This is a genomic window from Streptomyces sp. NPDC091282, assembly GCF_044757385.1.
In the GTDB taxonomy this organism is placed as follows: domain Bacteria; phylum Actinomycetota; class Actinomycetes; order Streptomycetales; family Streptomycetaceae; genus Streptomyces; species Streptomyces gramineus.
In genome coordinates this window covers 906,507-925,840 of sequence record NZ_JBIVUX010000002.1, presented here as the reverse complement: position 1 = coordinate 925,840, position 19,334 = coordinate 906,507, and the positions used below count along the sequence as shown (strand labels likewise).

The window sequence follows — 19,334 nt, the reverse complement described above, 5'->3', positions numbered from 1 at the left end:
AATTCCGTGGCGTGGATGTGCATCCCGTTTCCCGGAAGCAGACGGCGGCAGAGAGAGGGGTCCGGGTGTCCGACGCTGAACTGGTACTGCGCTCGACGCGCGTCATCACCCCGGAGGGGACACGGGCCGCCGCGGTCGCCGTGTCCGCCGGGACGATCACGGCCGTACTGCCGCACGACGCCCCCGTACCGGCGGGCGCCCGCCTGGAGGACCTCGGCGACGACGTGCTGCTGCCCGGCCTGGTCGACACCCACGTGCACGTGAACGACCCGGGCCGCACCGAGTGGGAGGGCTTCTGGACCGCCACCCGCGCGGCGGCGGCCGGCGGCATCACCACTCTCGTCGACATGCCGCTCAACTCCCTCCCGCCGACCACGACGGCCGACAACCTCCGCGTCAAGCGGGAGGTCGCGGCCGACAAGGCGCACATGGACGTCGGCTTCTGGGGCGGCGCGCTGCCCGGCAACGTCAAGGACCTGCGCCCGCTGCACGAGGCCGGGGTCTTCGGCTTCAAGGCGTTCCTGTCGCCGTCCGGCGTCGAGGAGTTCCCGCACCTCGACCAGGAGCAGCTGGCCCGCTCCCTGGCGGAGATCACCTCCTTCGGCGGCCTGCTGATCGTGCACGCCGAGGACCCGCACCACCTCGCCGCCGCCCCGCAGCACGGCGGCCCCCGGTACGCCGACTTCCTGGCCTCACGGCCGCGGGACGCCGAGGACACGGCGATCGCCCAGCTCATCGCCCAGGCGAAACGCCTCGACGCGCGCGTGCACGTGCTGCACCTGTCCTCCTCGGACGCGCTGCCGCTGATCGCCGAGGCCAAGCGGGACGGCGTCCGCATCACCGTCGAGACCTGCCCGCACTACCTCACCCTGACGGCCGAGGAAGTCCCCGACGGGGCCAGCGAGTTCAAGTGCTGCCCGCCCATCCGGGAGTCGGCCAACCAGGACCTGCTCTGGCAGGCGCTGGCCGACGGCACCGTCGACTGCGTGGTCACCGACCACTCGCCCTCGACCGCCGACCTGAAGACCGCGGACTTCGCGACCGCGTGGGGCGGCATCTCCGGCCTCCAGCTCAGCCTGCCCGCCGTGTGGACCGAGGCCCGCAGGCGCGGCCACGACCTGGCGGACGTGGTCCGCTGGATGTCCGCCCGCACGGCCGCGCTCGTCGGCCTGGACGACCGCAAGGGCGCCATCGCCCCGGGCCTGGACGCCGACTTCGCCGTCCTCGCGCCCGACGAGACCTTCACCGTGGACCCGGCGGGGCTCCAGCACCGCAACCGGGTCACCGCGTACGCGGGCAAGACCCTCCACGGCGTCGTGAGATCGACCTGGCTGCGCGGTGAACGCATCGTCGCGGACGGCGAGTTCACCGCCCCGAAGGGACGCCTGCTGACCCGCACCCCCTGACCGGACCCGCTCCCGCAGCGGCCGACACCGAGAGGAAGACCTTCTTTGACGGCGATCCCGACCTTCACCGGCGACGCGCATCCCTACTCCGGCGGCGACCCGTACGCCGACTACCGCACGGCCGACCTCCCCTTCACCCGGTACGCCGACCTGGCCGACCGGCGGCTCGGCGCCGGGGTCATCGCCGCCAACGACGAGTTCTTCGCCCAGCGGGAGAACCTGCTGGTGCCGGGACGGGCCGAGTTCGACCCCGAGCACTTCGGGCACAAGGGCAAGGTCATGGACGGCTGGGAGACGCGCCGCCGCCGCGGGGCCTCGGCCGGCCACCCCTGGCCGACGGCCGAGGACCACGACTGGGCGCTGGTCCGCCTCGGCGCCCCCGGTGTCGTCCGCGGGATCGTCGTCGACACGGCGCACTTCCGCGGCAACTACCCGCAGGCGGTGTCGGTCGAGGGCACGTCGGTGCCGGGCTCGCCGTCCCCGGAGGAGCTCCTCGGCGACGACGTGAAGTGGACGACGCTGGTCCCGCGCACGCCGGTCGGCGGCCACGCGGCGAACGGCTTCGCCGTCTCGGCCGAACAGCGCTTCACGCACCTGCGCGTCAACCAGCACCCCGACGGCGGCATCGCGCGCCTGCGCGTGTACGGCGAGGTCGTCCCGGACCCCGAGTGGCTCCGCGTGCTCGGCACCTTCGACGTGCTCGCGCTGGAGAACGGCGGCCGCGTCGAGGACGCCTCCGACCTCTTCTACTCGCCGGCCACCAACACCATCCAGCCGGGCCGCTCCCGCAAGATGGACGACGGCTGGGAGACCCGCCGCCGCCGCGACCAGGGCAACGACTGGATCCGCTACCGGCTGGTGGCCCAGTCCCAGATCCGGGCCGTCGAGATCGACACGGCGTACCTGAAGGGCAACAGCGCCGGCTGGGCGTCGGTGTCGGTGCGCGACGGCGAGGACGGCGAGTGGCGGGAGATCCTTCCGCGCACCCGCCTCCAGCCGGACACGAACCACCGCTTCGTCCTGGCCTCCCCGGCGGTGGGCACGCACGCGCGCGTGGACATCTTCCCGGACGGCGGGATCTCCCGGCTGCGGCTGTTCGGCACGCCGACCGAGGCCGGCACGGCGGCCCTGACGGCACTCCACCGCGAACTGTCCTGACGCCTGCCCGCCCGTCCCGCCTCCCGGCGGGGCGGGCGAGGGGAACCGCGGGGCCGTCGGCTACGTTCTTCTGCCGTGACCCTTCAGCAAGAGATCGTCGGCAACGCCATGCAGATGGCGGTCGTCAACCTGCACCCCGGCCAGACCGTCTACTGCGAAGCCGGGAAGTTCCTCTTCAAGACCACGAACGTGACCATGGAGACCCGGCTCAGCGGTCCGAACGGCGGCGGGCAGCAGCAGGGCGGCGGCGGTGGCATGGGCGGCATGCTGCGCCAGGCCATGGGCACCGCCATGCAGGTCGGCCAGCGCATGCTGGCCGGTGAGTCGATGGCGTTCCAGTACTTCAGCGCGCAGGGCGGCGAGGGCACGGTCGGCTTCGCGGGCGTGCTGCCCGGCGAGATGCGCGCCCTGGAGCTGACCGGCACGCGCGCGTGGTTCGCCGAGAAGGACGCCTTCGTGGCGGCCGAGTCCACCGTCGAGTTCGGCATCGCCTTCCAGGGCGGCCGCACCGGCATGAGCGGCGGCGAGGGCTTCATCCTGGAGAAGTTCACCGGCCACGGCACCGTGATCATCGCCGGCGCCGGCAACTTCATCGATCTCAACCCGGCCGACTTCGGCGGCCGTATCGAGGTCGACACGGGCTGTGTCGTCGCCTTCGAGGAGGGCATCCAGTACGGCGTGCAGCGCGTCGGCGGCCTCAACCGCCAGGGCCTGATGAACGCCGTGTTCGGCGGTGAGGGCCTGTCCCTGGCCACCCTGGAGGGCAACGGCCGGGTGATCCTGCAGTCCCTGACCATCGAGAGCCTCGCCAACGCCCTGAAGAAGGCCCAGGGCGGCGACAAGCAGGGCCCGACGGGCGGACTGTTCTCGACGCACACGGGGTGAAGACCCAGGTCCCCAGGTTAACTCCCTGAAAATTCACGGGTCTTGCCGGGAAACTCCGCAGACTTGTCATTGACATGCCATGGTCTACGCGCGTCATCATGAAGCCATGAGATTCCCCCCACGCATCACCCGCGCAGGCGTCGCCGGCGTCGTCCTGTCCGCCCTCCTCGTCGGCGGCACCGTCACCGCCACCACGGCGGACGCCTCGGCCGCCTCGGTCGGCAGCGTCTGCTACAGCGACCTGCCGTCCCAGGCCTACGACACCCTCGGCCTGATCGCGTCGGGCGGCCCGTTCCCGTACTCGCAGGACGGTGTCGTCTTCCGCAACCAGGAAGGCGTGCTGCCCGGCCAGGCCAGCGGCTACTACCACGAGTACACCGTCAAGACGCCGGGCTCCTCCACGCGCGGCGCGCGGCGCATCGTGACCGGCAAGAAGACCCGCGAGGACTACTACACGGCGGACCACTACGTGACGTTCGACCTGGTCGACTTCGGCTGCTGAGCACCTGGCCGGGGTGACCCGACGGTGGAGGGCCGGTCCGTCGTCAGCCGGACCTCCGGCTCTCCGCGACGGCGAACAGCGCGATCGCCAGCACGACCAGCGCGACGCTCGCGTAGACGCCGTAGCCGTCGAGGAAGCCGAGCCGCCGCAGGAGTCCCACGTGCCAGTGGGTGAACTCGTGCAGCAGGCCCAGCACGCCCTGTACCAGAGCGACGAAGCCGAGCAGTTCCAGCACCTGTTTCACGGCACGACTCTCGCCCCGCGGCCTCCCCCCACGCCATCGGCCGCGGGGCGAGTCGTGCCCGCCGGAAGTCCGCCCGCACGCGCGCGTGGCGCGCCGAAAGTCGCCGCGGGCCCGACTTTGGTCGGCGATTTCGCGCGCGGGGAGGTGACACGGACCGGTCCTGCGTAGATTTGTCGACCGTGAGCGGTGACATCTCGGTACACACGTTCGAGCGGCGGCGGTGGCTCTTCCCGTCCGCCGTGATCCACGAACTCGATCCCGACGCCGGCCCGGCCGGCCGGCGTCCCAGGCGCACCGCCCGGGACTGGCTCGTCGACTTCAGCAGCTTCGTGCTCGCCGTGCTGCTGGGCGTGGCCGCCGCCAACACCATGCGGCAGGACCCGAACGTCTCGCACGGCCTGGCCGTCGCCGACCAGCTGATCGGCGGGCTGGCCTGCGCCGCGGTCTGGCTGCGCCGCCGCTGGCCGACGGGCCTGGCCATCGCCATGGTCCCGGTCGGCTTCGTCTCCGACACCGCCGGCGGCGCCGCCATGGTGGCGCTGTTCACGCTCGCCGTGCACCGCCCGTTCCGGTACGTCGCCTGGATCGCCGGCACCAACCTCGCGCTGGTGCCGCTCTTCTACTGGGTGCGCCCCGACCCCGACCTGCCCTACCTGGCCGTCGTCGTCCTGGTCGTGCTCTTCACCCTGCTGACCATCAGCCTCGGCATGTTCGTGCGCTCCAAGCGGCAGCTGATGGTCAGCCTGCGCGACCGGGCCCGGCGCGCCGAGACCGAGGCCGGGCTGCGCGCGGAGCGGGCCCAGCGGCTGGCCCGCGAGGCCATCGCCCGCGAGATGCACGACGTCCTCGCCCACCGGCTGACCCTGCTCAGCGTGCACGCCGGAGCCCTGGAGTTCCGGCCCGACGCACCCCGGGAGGAGATCGCGCGGGCCGCCGGGGTGATCCGGGAGAGCGCCCACGAGGCCCTCCAGGACCTGCGCGAGATCATCGGAGTCCTGCGCGCCGCCGACGGCGACGAGGCCGGCGGCCGTCCGCAGCCCACGCTCGCCGCGCTCGACACCCTGGTCGGCGAGTCCCGCCAGGCCGGCATGAAGGTCACCCTCGACAACCACGTGGGCGACCCGTCGGCCGTCCCCGCCTCGGTGGGCCGCACCGCCTACCGCATCGCCCAGGAGGGCCTCACCAACGCCCGCAAGCACGCTCCCGGCACCGAGGTCACCGTGCGCGTCACCGGAGCCCCGGGCGACGGCCTGGACATCACCGTGCGCAACCCCGCCCCGGAGGCCGAGGTCCCGCACGTCCCGGGCTCCGGCCAGGGACTGATCGGCCTGACCGAACGCGCGACGCTGGCCGGCGGCCGGCTGGCGCACCGGGCCACCGGCGACGGCGGCTTCGAGGTACGGGCCTGGCTGCCCTGGGGCGCCGCCTGACCGGCGACGCCCGCCGACCGGACGGCCACATGCCGTCGTACCCGCGTGATTACGTTGGAGCCATGACAGCGATCAGAGTGCTGCTCGTCGACGACGACCCGCTCGTGCGGGCGGGTCTGTCCCTGATGATGGGCGGGGCAGGGGACATCGAGATCGTCGGGGAGGGCGCCGACGGCGACGAGGCCGAGGCGCTCGTCGACCGCACCCGCCCGGACGTCGTCCTGATGGACATCCGCATGCCGTCCGTGGACGGGCTCACCGCCACCGAGCGGCTGCGCGCGCGTGCGGACGCCCCGCAGGTCGTCGTCCTGACCACCTTCCACGCCGACGAACAGGTGCTGCACGCCCTGCGCGCGGGCGCCGCCGGGTTCGTCCTCAAGGACACCCCGCCCGCCGAGATCGTGGACGCCGTGCGCCGCGTCGCGGCCGGCGACCCCGTCCTGTCGCCCGCCGTCACCCGCCAGCTGATGCGGCACGCGGCCGGCACCCGGGCCGACACCCGGCAGGCACGCGCGCGTGACCGGCTCGCCGCCCTCAACGACCGCGAACGCGAGGTCGCCGTCGCGGTCGGCCGGGGCCTCGCCAACGCCGAGATCGCCACCGGGCTGTTCATGAGCGTGGCCACCGTCAAGACCCACGTCTCGCGCATCCTGGCCAAGCTCGGCCTGAACAACCGCGTCCAGATCGCGCTGCTGGCCTACGACGCGGGACTGCTGGACGAATAGGGGCACCGGCGGGGCACCCCGGTCGTTCTCCGGGTACGGGACGGCCTCGGGGACCTCCTGAAGGGGGAGTGGGCATGCAGGTGACCGACCTCGGCGTGTACGGCGACGCTCTGCGCAGCGACCCGCACACGGTGTACGCCCGGCTGCGTGAGCGCGGCCCGGTGCACCGGGTGCGCTGGCCGCTGCCCGACGCCTACCACGAGACCTGGCTGGTCGTCGGGTACGAACAGGCCCGCGCCGCCCTGGCCGATCCCCGGCTGGTCAAGGACACCGGCAAGATCGGCTTCAGGTTCCTCGACGAGGACCTGATCGGCCGCTACCTGCTGGTCACCGACCCGCCCCAGCACACCCGGCTGCGCGGGCTCATCACGCGCGCGTTCACGGCCCGCCGGGTCGCCGCCCTGGAGCCGCGGATCCGCGAGATCACCGACCGCCTGCTCGACGAGATGCTGCCGCGCGGCCGCGCCGACCTCATCGACGCCCTCGCCTACCCCCTGCCGATCACGGTGATCAGCGAACTGCTCGGCGTCCCCGAGCTGGACCGCGCCCGGTTCCGGAAACTCTCCAACGAGGTCGTCGGCTCCGCCCGTCCGACCAGCGAGTACGACGCGTTCGTCGAACTCGGCGGATACCTGCGCGAGCTGATCGAGGACAAGCGGTGCGCGGGCCCGGGCGACGACCTGCTCAGCGAGCTGATCCGCACCACCGCCGAGGACGGCGACCGGCTCTCCGCCGACGAACTGCGCGGCATGGCCTACGTGCTGCTGATCGCCGGCCACGAGACCACCGTCAACCTCATCGGCAACGGCGTGCTCGCGCTGCTCACCCACCCCGGCCAGCTCGCCGACCTGCGCGCCGACCCGAGCCTGCTGGACGGCGCGGTCGAGGAGATCCTGCGCTGGGAGGGCCCGGTGGAGAACGCGACGTACCGGTACGCGGCCGAACCCCTGGAGATCGCCGGCACCGCCATCGGCCAGGGCGACGCGGTGATGATCGGGCTCACCGCCGCCGACCGCGACGGCACCCGCTACCCCGAGCCCGACCGCTTCGACATCCGCCGCGACAACCGCGGCCACCTCGCCTTCGGCCACGGCATCCACTTCTGCCTGGGCGCGCCGCTGGCCCGCCTGGAGAGCCGTACGGCCCTGCGCGCCCTCCTGGAGCGCGCCCCGGACCTGGCCCTGGACGGCCCGCACGGCGAGTGGCTGCCGGGCACGCTGATGCGAGGGGTGCGGACCCTGCCGGTGCGCTGGTAGCAGGCGCGCGCGGCGCCCGTGGTCCGGCGCGGGCCGCGGCCTACGCCGTGTCCGGGATCTCCGTGAGCGCGACCGGGCGCCGCTCGTGGCGGGAGATCTCGCAGGCCTCCGCGATCCGCAGCGCCTGGAGCGCCTCGCGCCCGTCGCAGGGGTTGGCGAGCCCGCCGCGCACCACGTCGACGAAGGCGCACAGCTCGGCCTCGTAGGCGGGTCCGAACCGTTCCAGGAAACCGGGCCACGGCTTGTCCGCGGGCGGCGGCCCGGTCGGCTCGGTGGAGGCCACCGGCGTCCGGTCGTCCAGGCCGACCACCACGGTGTCCCGCTCCCCGGACAGCTCCATCCGCACGTCGTACCCGGCGCCGTTCAGCCGGGTCGCGGTGGCGGTGGCGAGCGTGCCGTCGTCCAGCGTGAGCAGGGCCGCGCCGGTGTCCACGTCCCCGGCCTCGCGGAACATGGCCGGCCCTGCGTCCGACCCGGTCGCGTACACGTCGACGACCTCGCGGCCGGTCACCCAGCGCAGCACGTCGAAGTCGTGGATCAGCGTGTCCCGGAACAGCCCGCCGGACAGCGGCAGCCACTGAGGCGGAGGCGGCGACTGGTCCGAGGTCAGCGCCCGCACGGTGTGCAGCCGTCCCAGCCGGCCCGAGCGCACCGCCTCCCTGGCGCCCGCGTACCCCTTGTCGAAGCGCCGCTGGAAGCCCATCTGCAGCACCGTCTTGGCCCGCTCCACCTCCGCCAGGGCGTGCAGGGTGCCCGGCAGGTCGAGGGCGATGGGCTTCTCGCAGAAGACCGGGAGCCCGGACCGCGCGGCCCGGCCGATCAGGTCGGCGTGCGCCGAGGTCGCCGTGGTGATCACCACCGCGTCCACGCCCCACCGGAAGATCTCGTCCGCCCCGGGCGCCGCCGTCTCGCCGAGCCGGTGCGCCAGATCCTGGGCCCGCGCCGGGTCGGCGTCCGAGAGGATCAGCGATCCGACCTCGCGATGACGGCTGAGCGTGGTCGCATGAATGGTTCCGATGCGGCCCGTACCGATGACCCCGATGCGCATGGGAACAAGGTGGTGGTGCACCCGGTGCGCTGTCAATCCGTATGTCCGGACAATCGAACTACACAACTTCCCGTCAACCCGTCACGGGGATACGCTCGGGCCCGTGCCGAAACCAGATGTGGACCCGACCGTGCCGCTCGACCTGAGGGTGGACCGGAGTTCTCCGGTGCCGTTGTACTACCAGCTCGCGCAGCAGCTGGAGGCGGCCATCGAGCACGGCTCGCTCACTCCCGGCAGCCTGCTCGGCAACGAGATCGAGCTCGCCGCGCGGCTCGGTCTGTCCCGTCCGACCGTGCGCCAGGCCATCCAGTCGCTCGTCGACAAGGGCCTGCTGGTGCGCCGCCGCGGTGTCGGCACCCAGGTCGTGCACAGTCAGGTCAAGCGCCCGCTGGAGCTCAGCAGCCTCTACGACGACCTGGAGTCGGCCGGCCAGCGACCCGCGACGAAGGTGCTGGTCAACACGGTCGTCCCGGCGTCCGCCGAGATCGCCGCCGCGCTCTCGGTCGCCGAGGGCACCGAGGTGTGCCGGGTGGAGCGGCTGCGGCTGGCGCACGGTGAGCCGATGGCGTACCTGACCAACTATCTGCCCTCCGGCCTGCTCGACCTGGACACCGGCCAGCTGGAGGCGACCGGCCTGTACCGGCTGATGCGGGCCGCCGGGATCACCCTGCACAGCGCCCGCCAGTCCATCGGCGCCCGCGGCGCGAGTGCCGCCGAGGCCGAGCGGCTCACCGAGCCGGAGGGCGCCCCGCTGCTCACCATGCGGCGCACCACGTACGACGACACCGGCCGGGCCGTCGAGTTCGGCGATCACATCTACCGGCCGACCCGCTACTCCTTCGAGTTCCAGCTGCTCGTGCGGTCCTGACCGCGGCCCGTTCCCGACGCCGTGTTAGTCGCAATGTCCGGACAAGGCGGACGCGGAGTGCGGCCCGCCGCCGTCAGGAGTGTCCCCATGTTCGATACTGAGGCTTTTGGGGCAGGCGAGGTCGCCGTCGGTGGTCACCCACGGTGAGCCTTGCCCGCCCCTCTCGCACGTATGAGCACGGCAAGAAGGGCACGGCCTCGTGGCACGGTTTCGGACCTGGGTGGGCACCGCGGTGGCGGTGGCGCTCGGCGTCACCCTCGCGGGATGCAGCAGTACCGGCGGCAAGCGGGCGGAGGACGCCCGCAGCGCGGCGGCGGCCCAGGGACGGGCGGCGGTGAACACGCCCCGCTGGACCTTCGCGATGATCACGCACTCGGGGGACGGCGACACCTTCTGGGACATCGTGCAGAGCGGTGCGAAGCAGGCCGCCCGCAAGGACAACATCAACTTCCTGTACTCGCACGACGACGAGGCCCAGCAGCAGGCGCAGCTCGTGGACGCGGCGGTCGACAAGAAGGTCGACGGCATCATCGTCACCCTCGCCAAGCCCGACGCGCTCAAGGCGGCCGTGGCCCGGGCCGAGAAGGCCGGCATCCCGGTGATCACCGTGAACTCCGGCTCGGAGGAGTCCAAGGCCTTCGGCGCCCTCACGCACATCGGCCAGGACGAGACCGTCGCGGGCCAGGCGGTCGGCGACGAGCTGAACCGGCGCGGCCGGAAGAAGGCCCTGTGCGTCCTGCACGAGCAGGGCAACGTCGGCCACGAGCAGCGCTGCGCGGGCGTCGCGAAGACCTTCCACGGCGAGGTCGAGAACCTCTACGTCAACGGCACCAACATGCCCGACGTGCAGTCCTCGATCGAGGCGAAGCTCCAGGCGGACCGGTCGGTCGACGCGGTCGTCACGCTCGGGGCGCCGTACGCCGACACCGCCGTGCAGGCGAGGACGGACGCGGGCAGCCGCGCCGAGGTCGACACCTTCGACCTCAACGCGAAGGTCGCCGCCGAACTGAAGGACGGCACCCTCGGCTTCGCCGTGGACCAGCAGCCCTACCTCCAGGGCTACCAGGCGGTCGACCTGCTGTGGCTCTACAAGTACAACGGCGACGTCCTCGGCGGCGGCCGGCCGGTGCTCACCGGCCCGCAGATCGTCACCAAGGACCAGGCGGCCGAGCTGGCGCAGTACACCGAGCGGGGCACCCGATGAGCGCGACCGTGGACCGGGCTCCTGACGAAAGGATTCTGCAGACCTCTCCGCTGCGCAGGCTCCTCTCCCGTCCGGAGCTGGGCTCGGTCGTCGGCGCCCTGGCCGTCCTCCTCTTCTTCGCCGTGGCGGCCGACGGCTTCCTGCGCGCGTCGAGCATCAGCACGGTCCTCTACGCCTCCTCGACGATCGGCATCATGGCCGTACCGGTCGCGCTGCTGATGATCGGCGGGGAGTTCGACCTCTCGGCGGGCGTCCTGGTGACCTCCTCCGCGCTGGTCTCCTCGATGTTCAGCTACCAGATGACGGCGAACACCTGGGTCGGCGTGGGCGTCTCGCTGCTCGTGACGCTCGCCGTCGGCGCCTTCAACGGCTTCGTGCTCACCCGCACCAAGCTGCCCAGCTTCATCGTCACCCTGGGCACCTTCCTCATGCTCACCGGCATGAACCTCGGCCTCACCAAACTGATCGACGGCACGGTCTCCACCAAGACGATCGCCGACATGGAGGGCTTCGGGTCGGCCCGCGCGGTCTTCGCCTCCACCCTCACCGTGGGCGGCGTCGACTTCAAGATCACGATCATCTGGTGGCTCGCCCTGGTCGCGGCCGCCTCCTGGATCCTGCTGCGCACCCGCGCAGGCAACTGGATCTTCGCGGTCGGCGGCAACCAGGACGCGGCCCGCGCGGTCGGCGTCCCGGTCGCCAGGACCAAGATCGGCCTCTACATGGGAGTCGCGCTCGGCGCCTGGATCTCCGGCCAGCACCTGCTCTTCTCCTACGACGCCGTCCAGTCCGGCGAGGGCGTCGGCAACGAGCTGATCTATATCATCGCGGCCGTGATCGGCGGCTGCCTGATCACCGGCGGCTACGGCAGCGCGGTCGGCTCGGCGGTCGGGGCGCTCATCTTCGGCATGACCAGCAAGGGCATCGTCTTCGCCGAATGGAACCCCGACTGGTTCAAGTTCTTCCTCGGAGCGATGCTGCTCCTCGCGACCCTGCTCAACACCTGGGTCCGCAAGCGCGCGGAGGCCACCGCATGACCCTCGTCCAGCTGACCGGCGTCAGCAAGCACTACGGCGGCGTCCGCGCCCTGGAAGGGGTCTCGCTGGAGGTCCACGCGGGCGAGATCACCTGCGTCCTCGGCGACAACGGCGCCGGCAAGTCCACCCTGATCAAGATCATCGCGGGCCTGCACCCGCACGACGGCGGCAGCCTGCGCATCGACGGCGAGGAGACGACGCTCGGCTCCCCGCGCGAGGCCCTGGACCGCGGCATCGCCACGGTCTACCAGGACCTCGCGGTGGTGCCCCTGATGCCGGTGTGGCGCAACTTCTTCCTCGGCTCGGAGCCGCGCACGGGCGTGTTCAAGCGCCTGGACGTCGACCACATGCGCCGCACCACCCGCGCCGAACTCCTGCGCATGGGCATCGACCTGCGCGACGTCGACCAGCCGATCGGCACCCTGTCGGGCGGCGAACGCCAGTGCGTGGCCATCGCGCGGGCCGTCCACTTCGGCGCCAAGGTCCTCGTCCTGGACGAGCCGACCGCGGCACTGGGAGTGAAGCAGTCGGGCGTGGTCCTCTCCTACCTGGCCGCGGCACGCGACCAGGGCCTGGGTGTTGTGTTGATCACGCACAACCCGCATCACGCGTACCTGGTCGGGGACCGGTTCGTGCTGCTGAGGAGGGGCACGATGGCGGCGAGCCACGACCGCGACTCGGTCACCGTGGACGAGCTGGCCCGGCAGATGGCGGGCGGCAGCGACCTGGAAGCACTGAGCCACGAACTGCGGCGGACCCCGGGGCCCGGGACCCCGCGCGACTAGCCGCCGCGCACCCGCGCCCGGCACCGGCGCGCACCCTTCCTTATCTCCCCCGAACGGCGGCACTCCTCCCCGTGCGGCAGAATCAAGCCCGATGAGCACCTACCGCGACCTCACCGCCCCCATAGGCTCCCGCCGAGCCCCCGTCCTGCGAACGGTCGGGACGAGGGAACGCCGGTCCCACCTGACGGCCCCCCGTGTCCCCACCGTCGGCATCGACATCGGCGGCACCAAGGTCATGGCGGGCGTGGTGGACGCCGACGGCAACATCCTGGAGAAGCTCCGCACGGAGACCCCGGACAAGTCCAAGAGCCCGAAGGTCGTCGAGGACACGATCGTCGAGCTGGTCCTGGACCTGTCCGACCGGCACGACGTGCACGCCGTCGGCATCGGCGCGGCCGGCTGGGTCGACGCCGACCGCAACCGCGTGCTGTTCGCCCCGCACCTGTCCTGGCGCAACGAACCCCTGCGCGACCGCCTCTCCGGCCGGCTCTCGGTCCCCGTCCTCGTCGACAACGACGCCAACACCGCCGCCTGGGCGGAGTGGCGGTTCGGCGCCGGCCGCGGCGAGGACCACCTGGTCATGATCACCCTCGGTACCGGCATCGGCGGCGCGATCCTGGAGGACGGCCAGGTCAAGCGCGGCAAGTTCGGCGTCGCCGGCGAGTTCGGCCACATGCAGGTGGTGCCCGGCGGCCACCGCTGCGCGTGCGGCAACCGCGGCTGCTGGGAGCAGTACAGCTCCGGCAACGCCCTGGTCCGCGAGGCCAAGGAGCTGGCCCAGGCCGACTCCCCGGTGGCCTACGGGATCATCGAGCACGTCAAGGGCAACATCGGCGAGATCTCCGGCCCGATGATCACCGAGCTGGCCCGTGAGGGCGACGCGATGTGCGTCGAACTGCTCCAGGACATCGGCCAGTGGCTCGGCGTCGGCATCGCCAACCTCGCCGCCGCCCTCGACCCGTCCTGCTTCGTCATCGGCGGCGGCGTCAGCGCCGCCGACGACCTGCTGATCGGACCCGCGCGGGACGCGTTCAAGCGCCAGCTCACCGGCCGCGGCTACCGGCCCGAGGCCCGCATCGCCCGCGCCCAGCTGGGCCCCGAGGCCGGCATGGTCGGCGCCGCCGACCTCGCGCGCCTGGTCGCCCGCCGGTTCCGGCGCGCCAAGCGGCGCCGGGTCGAGCGGCACGAGCGGTACGAGCGGTTCGCGGAGGCCCGCCGGACCCGGGACACCGCATGACCGCTGCACTGCCCCGCCAGGCCGCGCCCCCCGACGAACCGCGCCGCCCGCCGGAGACACCGGGCCACAAGGCGCGCCGCCGGGCACTGACCCTGCTGATCATCGTGCTGCTGATCGGCGTACCGGCCGGCTATCTGGTGATCTCCGCCAACCAGAGCCGCAACAGCGGCAAGGACAAGGAGTCCAAGTACTCCGCGACCGGCCTCACCGAGGGCTGGCCCTCCAAGGTGCAGCGGCGGCTCTACCAGGTGCCGGTCCCGCACCCGGCCGACACGATCGCCTACTACGAGACGAACAACTGGAAGACCAGCCGTCTCTATGTCCAGTTCCGCACCAACAGCGCCGGTCTGGACAGCTTCCTCGAAGGCATGGGCGTCAACCGGGGCGACCTGAAGAAGGACGACATCACCATCACCGCCCGCGACCGGAAGGTCTCCGGCTGGACGTTCTCCGGCCCCGGAACCTGGTCGGGCCTGACGCACAAGCAGAAGAACCCGGCACCCACCCAGGACGTCGTCGTGAACACGGCCGACCCGAACTACCCGATGGTCTACGTCGTCTCGCGCACCGTTCCCTAGCGAGGGCACCGGCAGGCCGCCGGAGCCGATTGTCCGACCCCGCCCGTACAGTCGAAGACGTCTGATCCGACAGGTGGGCGGGAGGTGGCAGAACGTATGGACGGCACGGCGGCCGGGACACCCGGCGGCGTCTCGCCGCGCCTGGCCGCGGTCTACCTGCCGGCCGACCTCCCGCGCCAGGGCCGCGTCGCCTTCTGGGACCCGGACGGCGACCCGCTGCCCGCCGCGACCGAGGACCTGACGGTCGTACGACGGCACGGAGCCGGTGTCCGCCGCCGGCAGGTGCCCGCGCTGACCCTGCCGCTCGGCGAGGCCCTGCCGCTGCTCGTCCGGGCCCGCCACGACCCGGCCGCCCATCCCGCCACCGCCTGCTGGGGCGCCGCCGCCCAGCACGCGCTGCGGCTCGCCGCCCGGGGCCGCCTGCTGCCCGGCCTCACCCCGGCCGGCCACGACGCCTGGCGGGCCGGTCCCCTGGAACCCGCCGACATCGCCCACCTGCGCGCGGTGGCCGCCGCGCTGCCCGCCGAGGGCCACGCCGTCCCGCTGCCGGGCCCCGGCCCGCTCCGGCTGCCCCAGCCGGAGGCCCTGGTCCGCTCCTTCCTGGACGCCGTCGCCGACACCCTGCCCCGCACCCCGGCCGCACCGCACACCTCGGGCAGGCCGTTCGCCGCCGCCGGGGCCCAGCGGCTGCCGGACGCCCGGGAGTGGGCCGCGGAGGTCGCCGCGGGCATGGACGCGGGCGTACGCGTCTCGCTCCGCCTGGACCTGTCGGCCCACGACCTGTTCGACGACGGCGAGGGAGCGCACCGCGCGGGCGCGGCGATCGTCCAGGTGCACAGCCTCGCCGACCCCACCCTGATGACCGACGCGGCGGCCCTGTGGGCCGGGCGGTCCGACGCCGGCGCCTTCGGCCCGCGCGCCCGGGTGGACGCGGCCCTTGCCGTGCGCCGGGCCGCCCGGGTGTGGCCGCCGCTGGACCGCCTGGCCGAGCAGGACGTACCCGACGTCCTCGCCCTCTCCGACGAGGAACTGGGCGACCTCCTCGGGGTGGCCGCGACCCGGCTGGCGGCGGCCGGGGTCGCCGTGCACTGGCCCCGGGACCTGGCCCAGGACCTCACCGCGGCCGCCGTGATCCGCTCCGCCCCCGGCTCGGCGACCGACGGCACCGGCTTCTTCGAGGGCGAGGACCTGCTCCGGTTCCGCTGGCAGCTGGCGCTCGGCGGCGACCCGCTCAGCGACGCGGAGATGGACGCGCTCGCCGAGGCCCACCGTCCGGTCGTACGGCTGCGGGACCGCTGGGTGCTCGTCGACCCGGCCCTGGTACGCAAGGCCCGCAAGCGCGAACTGGGTCTGCTCGACCCGGTCGACGCGCTCTCCGCGGCGCTCACCGGCGAGGCCGAGGTGGACGGCGAGAGCGTCCCCGCGGTCCCCGTCGGCCTCCTCGCGGACCTGCGCGACCGCCTCACGGAGGGCCTCAGGCCCGCCGAGCCGCCCGCCGGCCTGCACGCCACCCTGCGCGACTACCAACTGCGCGGCCTGGCCTGGCTCGACCTCATGACCTCCCTCGGCCTCGGCGGCTGTCTCGCCGACGACATGGGCCTCGGCAAGACGATCACCGTCATCGCCCTGCATCTCAAGCGGGCCCGCACCGAACCGACCCTCGTGGTCTGCCCCGCCTCGCTGCTCGGCAACTGGCAGCGGGAGATCTCCCGGTTCGCGCCCGGCACCCCGGTCCGCCGCTTCCACGGCTCCGACCGCACCCTGGACGGCGTCGACGGCGGCTTCGTCCTGACCACCTACGCCACCATGCGCGCCGCCGCGGACAGCCTCGCCGACCGGTCCTGGGGCATGGTCGTCGCCGACGAGGCACAGCACGTCAAGAACCCCTACTCGGCGACCGCCAAGGCGCTGCGCACCCTCCCCACCCGCGCGCGCGTGGCCCTCACCGGCACCCCCGTGGAGAACAACCTCTCCGAACTCTGGGCCCTCCTGGACTGGACCACTCCCGGCCTCCTCGGCCCGCTGAAGTCCTTCCGCGCCCGGCACGCGCGCGCGGTGGAGAACGGCGAGGACCAGGAGGCGGTGGCCCGGCTGGCCCGCCTGGTCCGCCCCTTCCTGCTGCGCCGCAAGAAGTCCGACCCCGGCATCGTGCCCGAGCTGCCGCCCAAGACCGAGACCGACCACCCCGTCCCTCTCACCCGTGAACAGGCCGCGCTGTACGAGGCGGTGGTCCGCGAGTCGATGCTCGCCATCGAGACGGCGCAGGGCATCGCGCGCCGGGGCCTGGTGCTCAAGCTGCTCGGCGCCCTGAAACAGATCTGCGACCACCCCGCGCTCTACCTCAAGGAGGAGCCGCGCGCCGACGGCCAGGCCGCCCGCTCCGGCAAGCTCGCCCTGCTCGACGAGCTGGTCGACACCGTCCTGGCCGAGGACGGCTCGGTGCTGGTCTTCACCCAGTACGTGGGCATGGCCCGCATGATCACCGCGCACCTGCGGGACCGCGCCGTCCCGGTCGACCTGCTGCACGGCGGCACACCGGTGCCGGAGCGGGAGCACATGGTGGACCGTTTCCAGAGCGGTGCCGTTCCGGTCCTGGTGCTGTCGCTGAAGGCCGCGGGCACCGGCCTCAACCTGACCCGCGCCGGCCATGTCGTCCACTTCGACCGCTGGTGGAACCCGGCGGTGGAGGAGCAGGCCACCGACCGCGCGTACCGCATCGGCCAGACCCAGCCCGTCCAGGTGCACCGGCTGGTCACCGAGGGCACCGTGGAGGACCGCATCGCGGAGATGCTGGAGGCCAAGCGTGCCCTCGCCGACGCGATCCTCGGCTCCGGCGAGTCGGCCCTGACCGAACTGACGGACCGTGAGCTGTCCGACCTGGTGTCGCTGCGGAGGACGGCATGAGCGAGGACGAGCGGCGGCCGGGCGACGCGGCACGGCGGGCGCTGCGGGCGGCCCGGGGACACGACGCGCACACCGAGGACGAGAAGGCGGCACCGGCCGGGACCGGACGCGAGGGCACGGCTGCCGCGGGGGAGGACGCGGGCTCCCCGGACGCGGGCACGGTTCCTCCGGAGGCCGCTGCCGTCGGCGGGCGGGAGGCCAGGCCGGGCGATGCGGCGCGGCGGGCGCTGCGGACGGCCGCGGCGGCGAAGGACGCGGGGCAGCGGGACGCCGGGGCCGGCGCCGAGGAGGAGGCGGCCGCCGTCGACGCGGCCCCCGCCGCCGTCCGGCCGGGTGCCCGGCCCGGGGACGCCGCGCGCGAGGCGCTGCGTGCGGCCCGCGCGGAGGCGCGGCGGGCCGAGACGGCGGTGGCAAAGACCCCGGAAGCGTCCCCGGACCGCGCGGCACGCCGGTCCGCGCCGCCGGCGCAGGAGACGACCCGCGGCCGCACCGCCCGCGACCTGAAGCAGTACCTGGGCACCGCGTTCAGGATGCCGAAGGACGAGCCGGAGCCGGAGCCGGAAACCGAGCCGGATCAGGAACCCGAGCCGGATCAGGTACCTGAGCCGGAATCGGAAACGGCCCGCACCGACGCCCCGCCCGCCCGGCGGGCTCCGGCGCAACGCCCCGGCCAGGACGAGGCACACCCCGGTACGGCGGGCCCCCGCGCGGCGGATCCCGCGGACCCGGGGCCCGCCGTACCGGTGGCCTCTCCGCGGCTGCCCGGCACCATGGCGACCCCGCACCGCGACACCGAACTGCGCCGCACCTTCCCCGCCCTCCCCGCCCCGCCGTCCCCCACCGGCCTCGCCGGGACCTGGTGGGGCAACGCCTGGGTGCGGGCGCTGGAGGAGGGCGCGCTGGACGCGAAACGGCTGGCGCGCGGGCGCGGGTACGCCGAGCGGGGACAGGTGGACGCCATCACCGTGACACCGGGACTGGTCCTCGCGTACGTGCAGGGGAGCCGGCCGCGGCCGTATCGCGTGCAGGTGCGGTTGCGTACCTTCGGCGCGGACGAGTGGGAGCGGTTCCTGGAGGCCGCCGCCGACCGGCCCGGGAACATCGCCGCGCTGCTCGACAAGGAGCTGCCGCAGACCCTCGCGGAGAGCGGGGTGCCACTGCTGCCGGGGCCCGGCGAACTCGAACCCCGGTGCAGCTGCCCGGACTTCGGTCACCCCTGCAAGCACGCGGCCGCCCTCTGCTACCGGACGGCACGGCTGCTGGACGCCGACCCGTTCGTCCTGCTCCTGCTCCGCGGCCGCGGGGAACGCGAGGTGCTCGACGCGCTGACCCGGCGCAACGCGGCCCGCGCGGCCCGCAAACGGCAGCCGGTGCCGCTGCCCGGCGTCCGTGCCACCGAGGCCCTGGAGCCGCGCCGGCTGCCGCCGCTGCCGCCCCCGCTGCCGGTGCCGCCGCACCCCGAGCAGCCACCGGTCTACCCGGGCGTGCCCGGCGGACCCGACGCCTTCACCCTGGACCAGCTCGCCACGGACGCCGCGGCCCGCGCCCACGCCCTGCTCGCCACCGGGCACGATCCGGTCGGCGAACTGACCCTGTGGCAGGACGCGGTCCGCCTCGCCGCCGCCCGCCCCGGCTCCGGCCTGACCGCGTCCACCCGCGCCCTGTACGCCTCGCTCGCGGACGCCGTCGGCCGCACGCCGGGCGACCTGGCCCGAGCGGTCGCCGCCTGGCGCCAGGGCGGCCCGGAGGGGCTGGCCGTGCTGGAGGAGCCCTGGGATCCGCCGGCCGGCCGTTTCGACCGGGCCAGACCGCTGCTCCTGGCCGCCGACCTCCCGGCGTTCCGGCCCTGGCGCAACCACCTGACCCACCCCGGCGGTCATGTCCAGCTCCGGCTGGGCCGCGACGGCCTGTGGTACGCCTACGAATCGGAGCCGGGCCAGGACGACTGGTGGCCCAGAGGCACCCCCGACCCGGATCCGGTGGGGGCACTGACCGGACTCGGCGCGGCGGACGACCTCTAGCGGCTGCGCTCCCGCCCCCTGCCCCGCCGGTGCCGCCGCGAGGCCG

The 19,334-nt window shown here is 73.6% G+C and carries 17 protein-coding genes; 15 read left to right on the top strand and 2 right to left on the bottom strand.

Translation table 11 applies throughout. The annotated features are described in order from the left end of the window. The first annotated feature begins 65 nt into the window (after positions 1-65). The 4 genes from allB (at position 66) to ACIQOE_RS11195 (ending at position 3,951) form a co-directional block, all read left to right on the top strand. Positions 66-1,406: an allantoinase AllB gene (gene allB, locus ACIQOE_RS11210; RefSeq protein ID WP_390631551.1), complete on the top strand. Its 1,341-nt coding sequence runs from the start codon at positions 66-68 to the stop codon at positions 1,404-1,406. A gap of 45 nt (positions 1,407-1,451) precedes the next feature. Next, the gene (gene alc, locus ACIQOE_RS11205) at positions 1,452-2,564 is read left to right on the top strand and encodes an allantoicase (protein ID WP_365561461.1); all 1,113 of its coding nucleotides are present in this window, start codon (positions 1,452-1,454) and stop codon (positions 2,562-2,564) included. A gap of 75 nt (positions 2,565-2,639) precedes the next feature. Continuing rightward, a complete protein-coding gene (locus ACIQOE_RS11200; RefSeq protein ID WP_351937304.1) occupies positions 2,640-3,449 on the top strand; it encodes an AIM24 family protein in 810 nt (269 codons plus the stop codon). A 106-nt stretch (positions 3,450-3,555) separates the two neighbouring features. Next, on the top strand, positions 3,556-3,951 hold the full coding sequence (locus ACIQOE_RS11195; RefSeq protein WP_351315493.1) for a ribonuclease domain-containing protein: 396 nt from the start codon (positions 3,556-3,558) through the stop codon (positions 3,949-3,951). A gap of 43 nt (positions 3,952-3,994) precedes the next feature. On the opposite strand, the gene ACIQOE_RS11190 is transcribed toward ACIQOE_RS11195, so the two are convergent. Further along, on the bottom strand, positions 3,995-4,195 hold the full coding sequence (locus ACIQOE_RS11190) for a hypothetical protein (protein ID WP_351315490.1): 201 nt from the start codon (positions 4,193-4,195) through the stop codon (positions 3,995-3,997). Between the two features lie 170 nt (positions 4,196-4,365). Here ACIQOE_RS11190 and ACIQOE_RS11185 point away from each other — a divergent pair, with 170 nt between their 5' ends. From ACIQOE_RS11185 to ACIQOE_RS11175, 3 genes are all read left to right on the top strand, one after another. Next, a complete protein-coding gene (locus ACIQOE_RS11185; protein ID WP_351315487.1) occupies positions 4,366-5,625 on the top strand; it encodes a histidine kinase in 1,260 nt (419 codons plus the stop codon). Positions 5,626-5,687: 62 nt separating this feature from the next. Continuing rightward, the gene (locus tag ACIQOE_RS11180) at positions 5,688-6,350 is read left to right on the top strand and encodes a response regulator transcription factor (protein ID WP_351315484.1); all 663 of its coding nucleotides are present in this window, start codon (positions 5,688-5,690) and stop codon (positions 6,348-6,350) included. Positions 6,351-6,424: 74 nt separating this feature from the next. Further along, a complete protein-coding gene (locus tag ACIQOE_RS11175; RefSeq protein ID WP_351315481.1) occupies positions 6,425-7,606 on the top strand; it encodes a cytochrome P450 in 1,182 nt (393 codons plus the stop codon). 40 nt (positions 7,607-7,646) lie between these two features. On the opposite strand, the gene ACIQOE_RS11170 is transcribed toward ACIQOE_RS11175, so the two are convergent. Beyond that, entirely contained in the window at positions 7,647-8,654 is a 1,008-nt protein-coding gene (locus ACIQOE_RS11170) for a Gfo/Idh/MocA family oxidoreductase (protein ID WP_365561474.1), read from the bottom strand. 130 nt (positions 8,655-8,784) lie between these two features. Here ACIQOE_RS11170 and ACIQOE_RS11165 point away from each other — a divergent pair, with 130 nt between their 5' ends. From ACIQOE_RS11165 to ACIQOE_RS11130, 8 genes are all read left to right on the top strand, one after another. Beyond that, entirely contained in the window at positions 8,785-9,522 is a 738-nt protein-coding gene (locus ACIQOE_RS11165; RefSeq protein ID WP_351937350.1) for a GntR family transcriptional regulator, read from the top strand. A 199-nt stretch (positions 9,523-9,721) separates the two neighbouring features. Continuing rightward, positions 9,722-10,726: a sugar ABC transporter substrate-binding protein gene (locus ACIQOE_RS11160; protein ID WP_351315475.1), complete on the top strand. Its 1,005-nt coding sequence runs from the start codon at positions 9,722-9,724 to the stop codon at positions 10,724-10,726. Then, complete coding sequence (locus tag ACIQOE_RS11155) at positions 10,723-11,763, top strand: ABC transporter permease (protein ID WP_365561478.1); 1,041 nt, start codon at positions 10,723-10,725, stop codon at positions 11,761-11,763. Before ACIQOE_RS11160 ends, ACIQOE_RS11155 begins: the two co-directional genes overlap by 4 nt. Then, positions 11,760-12,548, top strand: coding sequence for an ATP-binding cassette domain-containing protein (locus ACIQOE_RS11150; protein ID WP_351315469.1), 789 nt, complete (start codon positions 11,760-11,762; stop codon positions 12,546-12,548). Before ACIQOE_RS11155 ends, ACIQOE_RS11150 begins: the two co-directional genes overlap by 4 nt. A gap of 91 nt (positions 12,549-12,639) precedes the next feature. After that, entirely contained in the window at positions 12,640-13,785 is a 1,146-nt protein-coding gene (locus ACIQOE_RS11145; RefSeq protein WP_351315466.1) for an ROK family glucokinase, read from the top strand. Next, positions 13,782-14,363, top strand: a complete 582-nt coding sequence (locus tag ACIQOE_RS11140; protein WP_362648802.1) for a sugar kinase — start codon at positions 13,782-13,784, stop codon at positions 14,361-14,363. Before ACIQOE_RS11145 ends, ACIQOE_RS11140 begins: the two co-directional genes overlap by 4 nt. A gap of 96 nt (positions 14,364-14,459) precedes the next feature. Continuing rightward, complete coding sequence (locus ACIQOE_RS11135) at positions 14,460-17,267, top strand: DEAD/DEAH box helicase (protein WP_365576974.1); 2,808 nt, start codon at positions 14,460-14,462, stop codon at positions 17,265-17,267. Beyond that, on the top strand, positions 17,264-19,288 hold the full coding sequence (locus ACIQOE_RS11130; protein ID WP_401411020.1) for an SWIM zinc finger family protein: 2,025 nt from the start codon (positions 17,264-17,266) through the stop codon (positions 19,286-19,288). The genes ACIQOE_RS11135 and ACIQOE_RS11130 overlap by 4 nt, the downstream gene beginning before the upstream one ends. Positions 19,289-19,334: the final 46 nt, after the last annotated feature.

Coding starts and splice junctions, on each gene's coding strand:
- ACIQOE_RS11195 (WP_351315493.1), top strand. CDS start 3,556: ATGAGATTCCCCCCACGCATCACCCGCGCAGGCGTCGCCGGCGTCGTC.
- ACIQOE_RS11180 (WP_351315484.1), top strand. CDS start 5,688: ATGACAGCGATCAGAGTGCTGCTCGTCGACGACGACCCGCTCGTGCGG.
- ACIQOE_RS11175 (WP_351315481.1), top strand. CDS start 6,425: ATGCAGGTGACCGACCTCGGCGTGTACGGCGACGCTCTGCGCAGCGAC.
- ACIQOE_RS11170 (WP_365561474.1), bottom strand. CDS start 8,654: ATGCGCATCGGGGTCATCGGTACGGGCCGCATCGGAACCATTCATGCG.
- ACIQOE_RS11155 (WP_365561478.1), top strand. CDS start 10,723: ATGAGCGCGACCGTGGACCGGGCTCCTGACGAAAGGATTCTGCAGACC.
- ACIQOE_RS11150 (WP_351315469.1), top strand. CDS start 11,760: ATGACCCTCGTCCAGCTGACCGGCGTCAGCAAGCACTACGGCGGCGTC.
- ACIQOE_RS11145 (WP_351315466.1), top strand. CDS start 12,640: ATGAGCACCTACCGCGACCTCACCGCCCCCATAGGCTCCCGCCGAGCC.
- ACIQOE_RS11140 (WP_362648802.1), top strand. CDS start 13,782: ATGACCGCTGCACTGCCCCGCCAGGCCGCGCCCCCCGACGAACCGCGC.
- ACIQOE_RS11135 (WP_365576974.1), top strand. CDS start 14,460: ATGGACGGCACGGCGGCCGGGACACCCGGCGGCGTCTCGCCGCGCCTG.
- ACIQOE_RS11130 (WP_401411020.1), top strand. CDS start 17,264: ATGAGCGAGGACGAGCGGCGGCCGGGCGACGCGGCACGGCGGGCGCTG.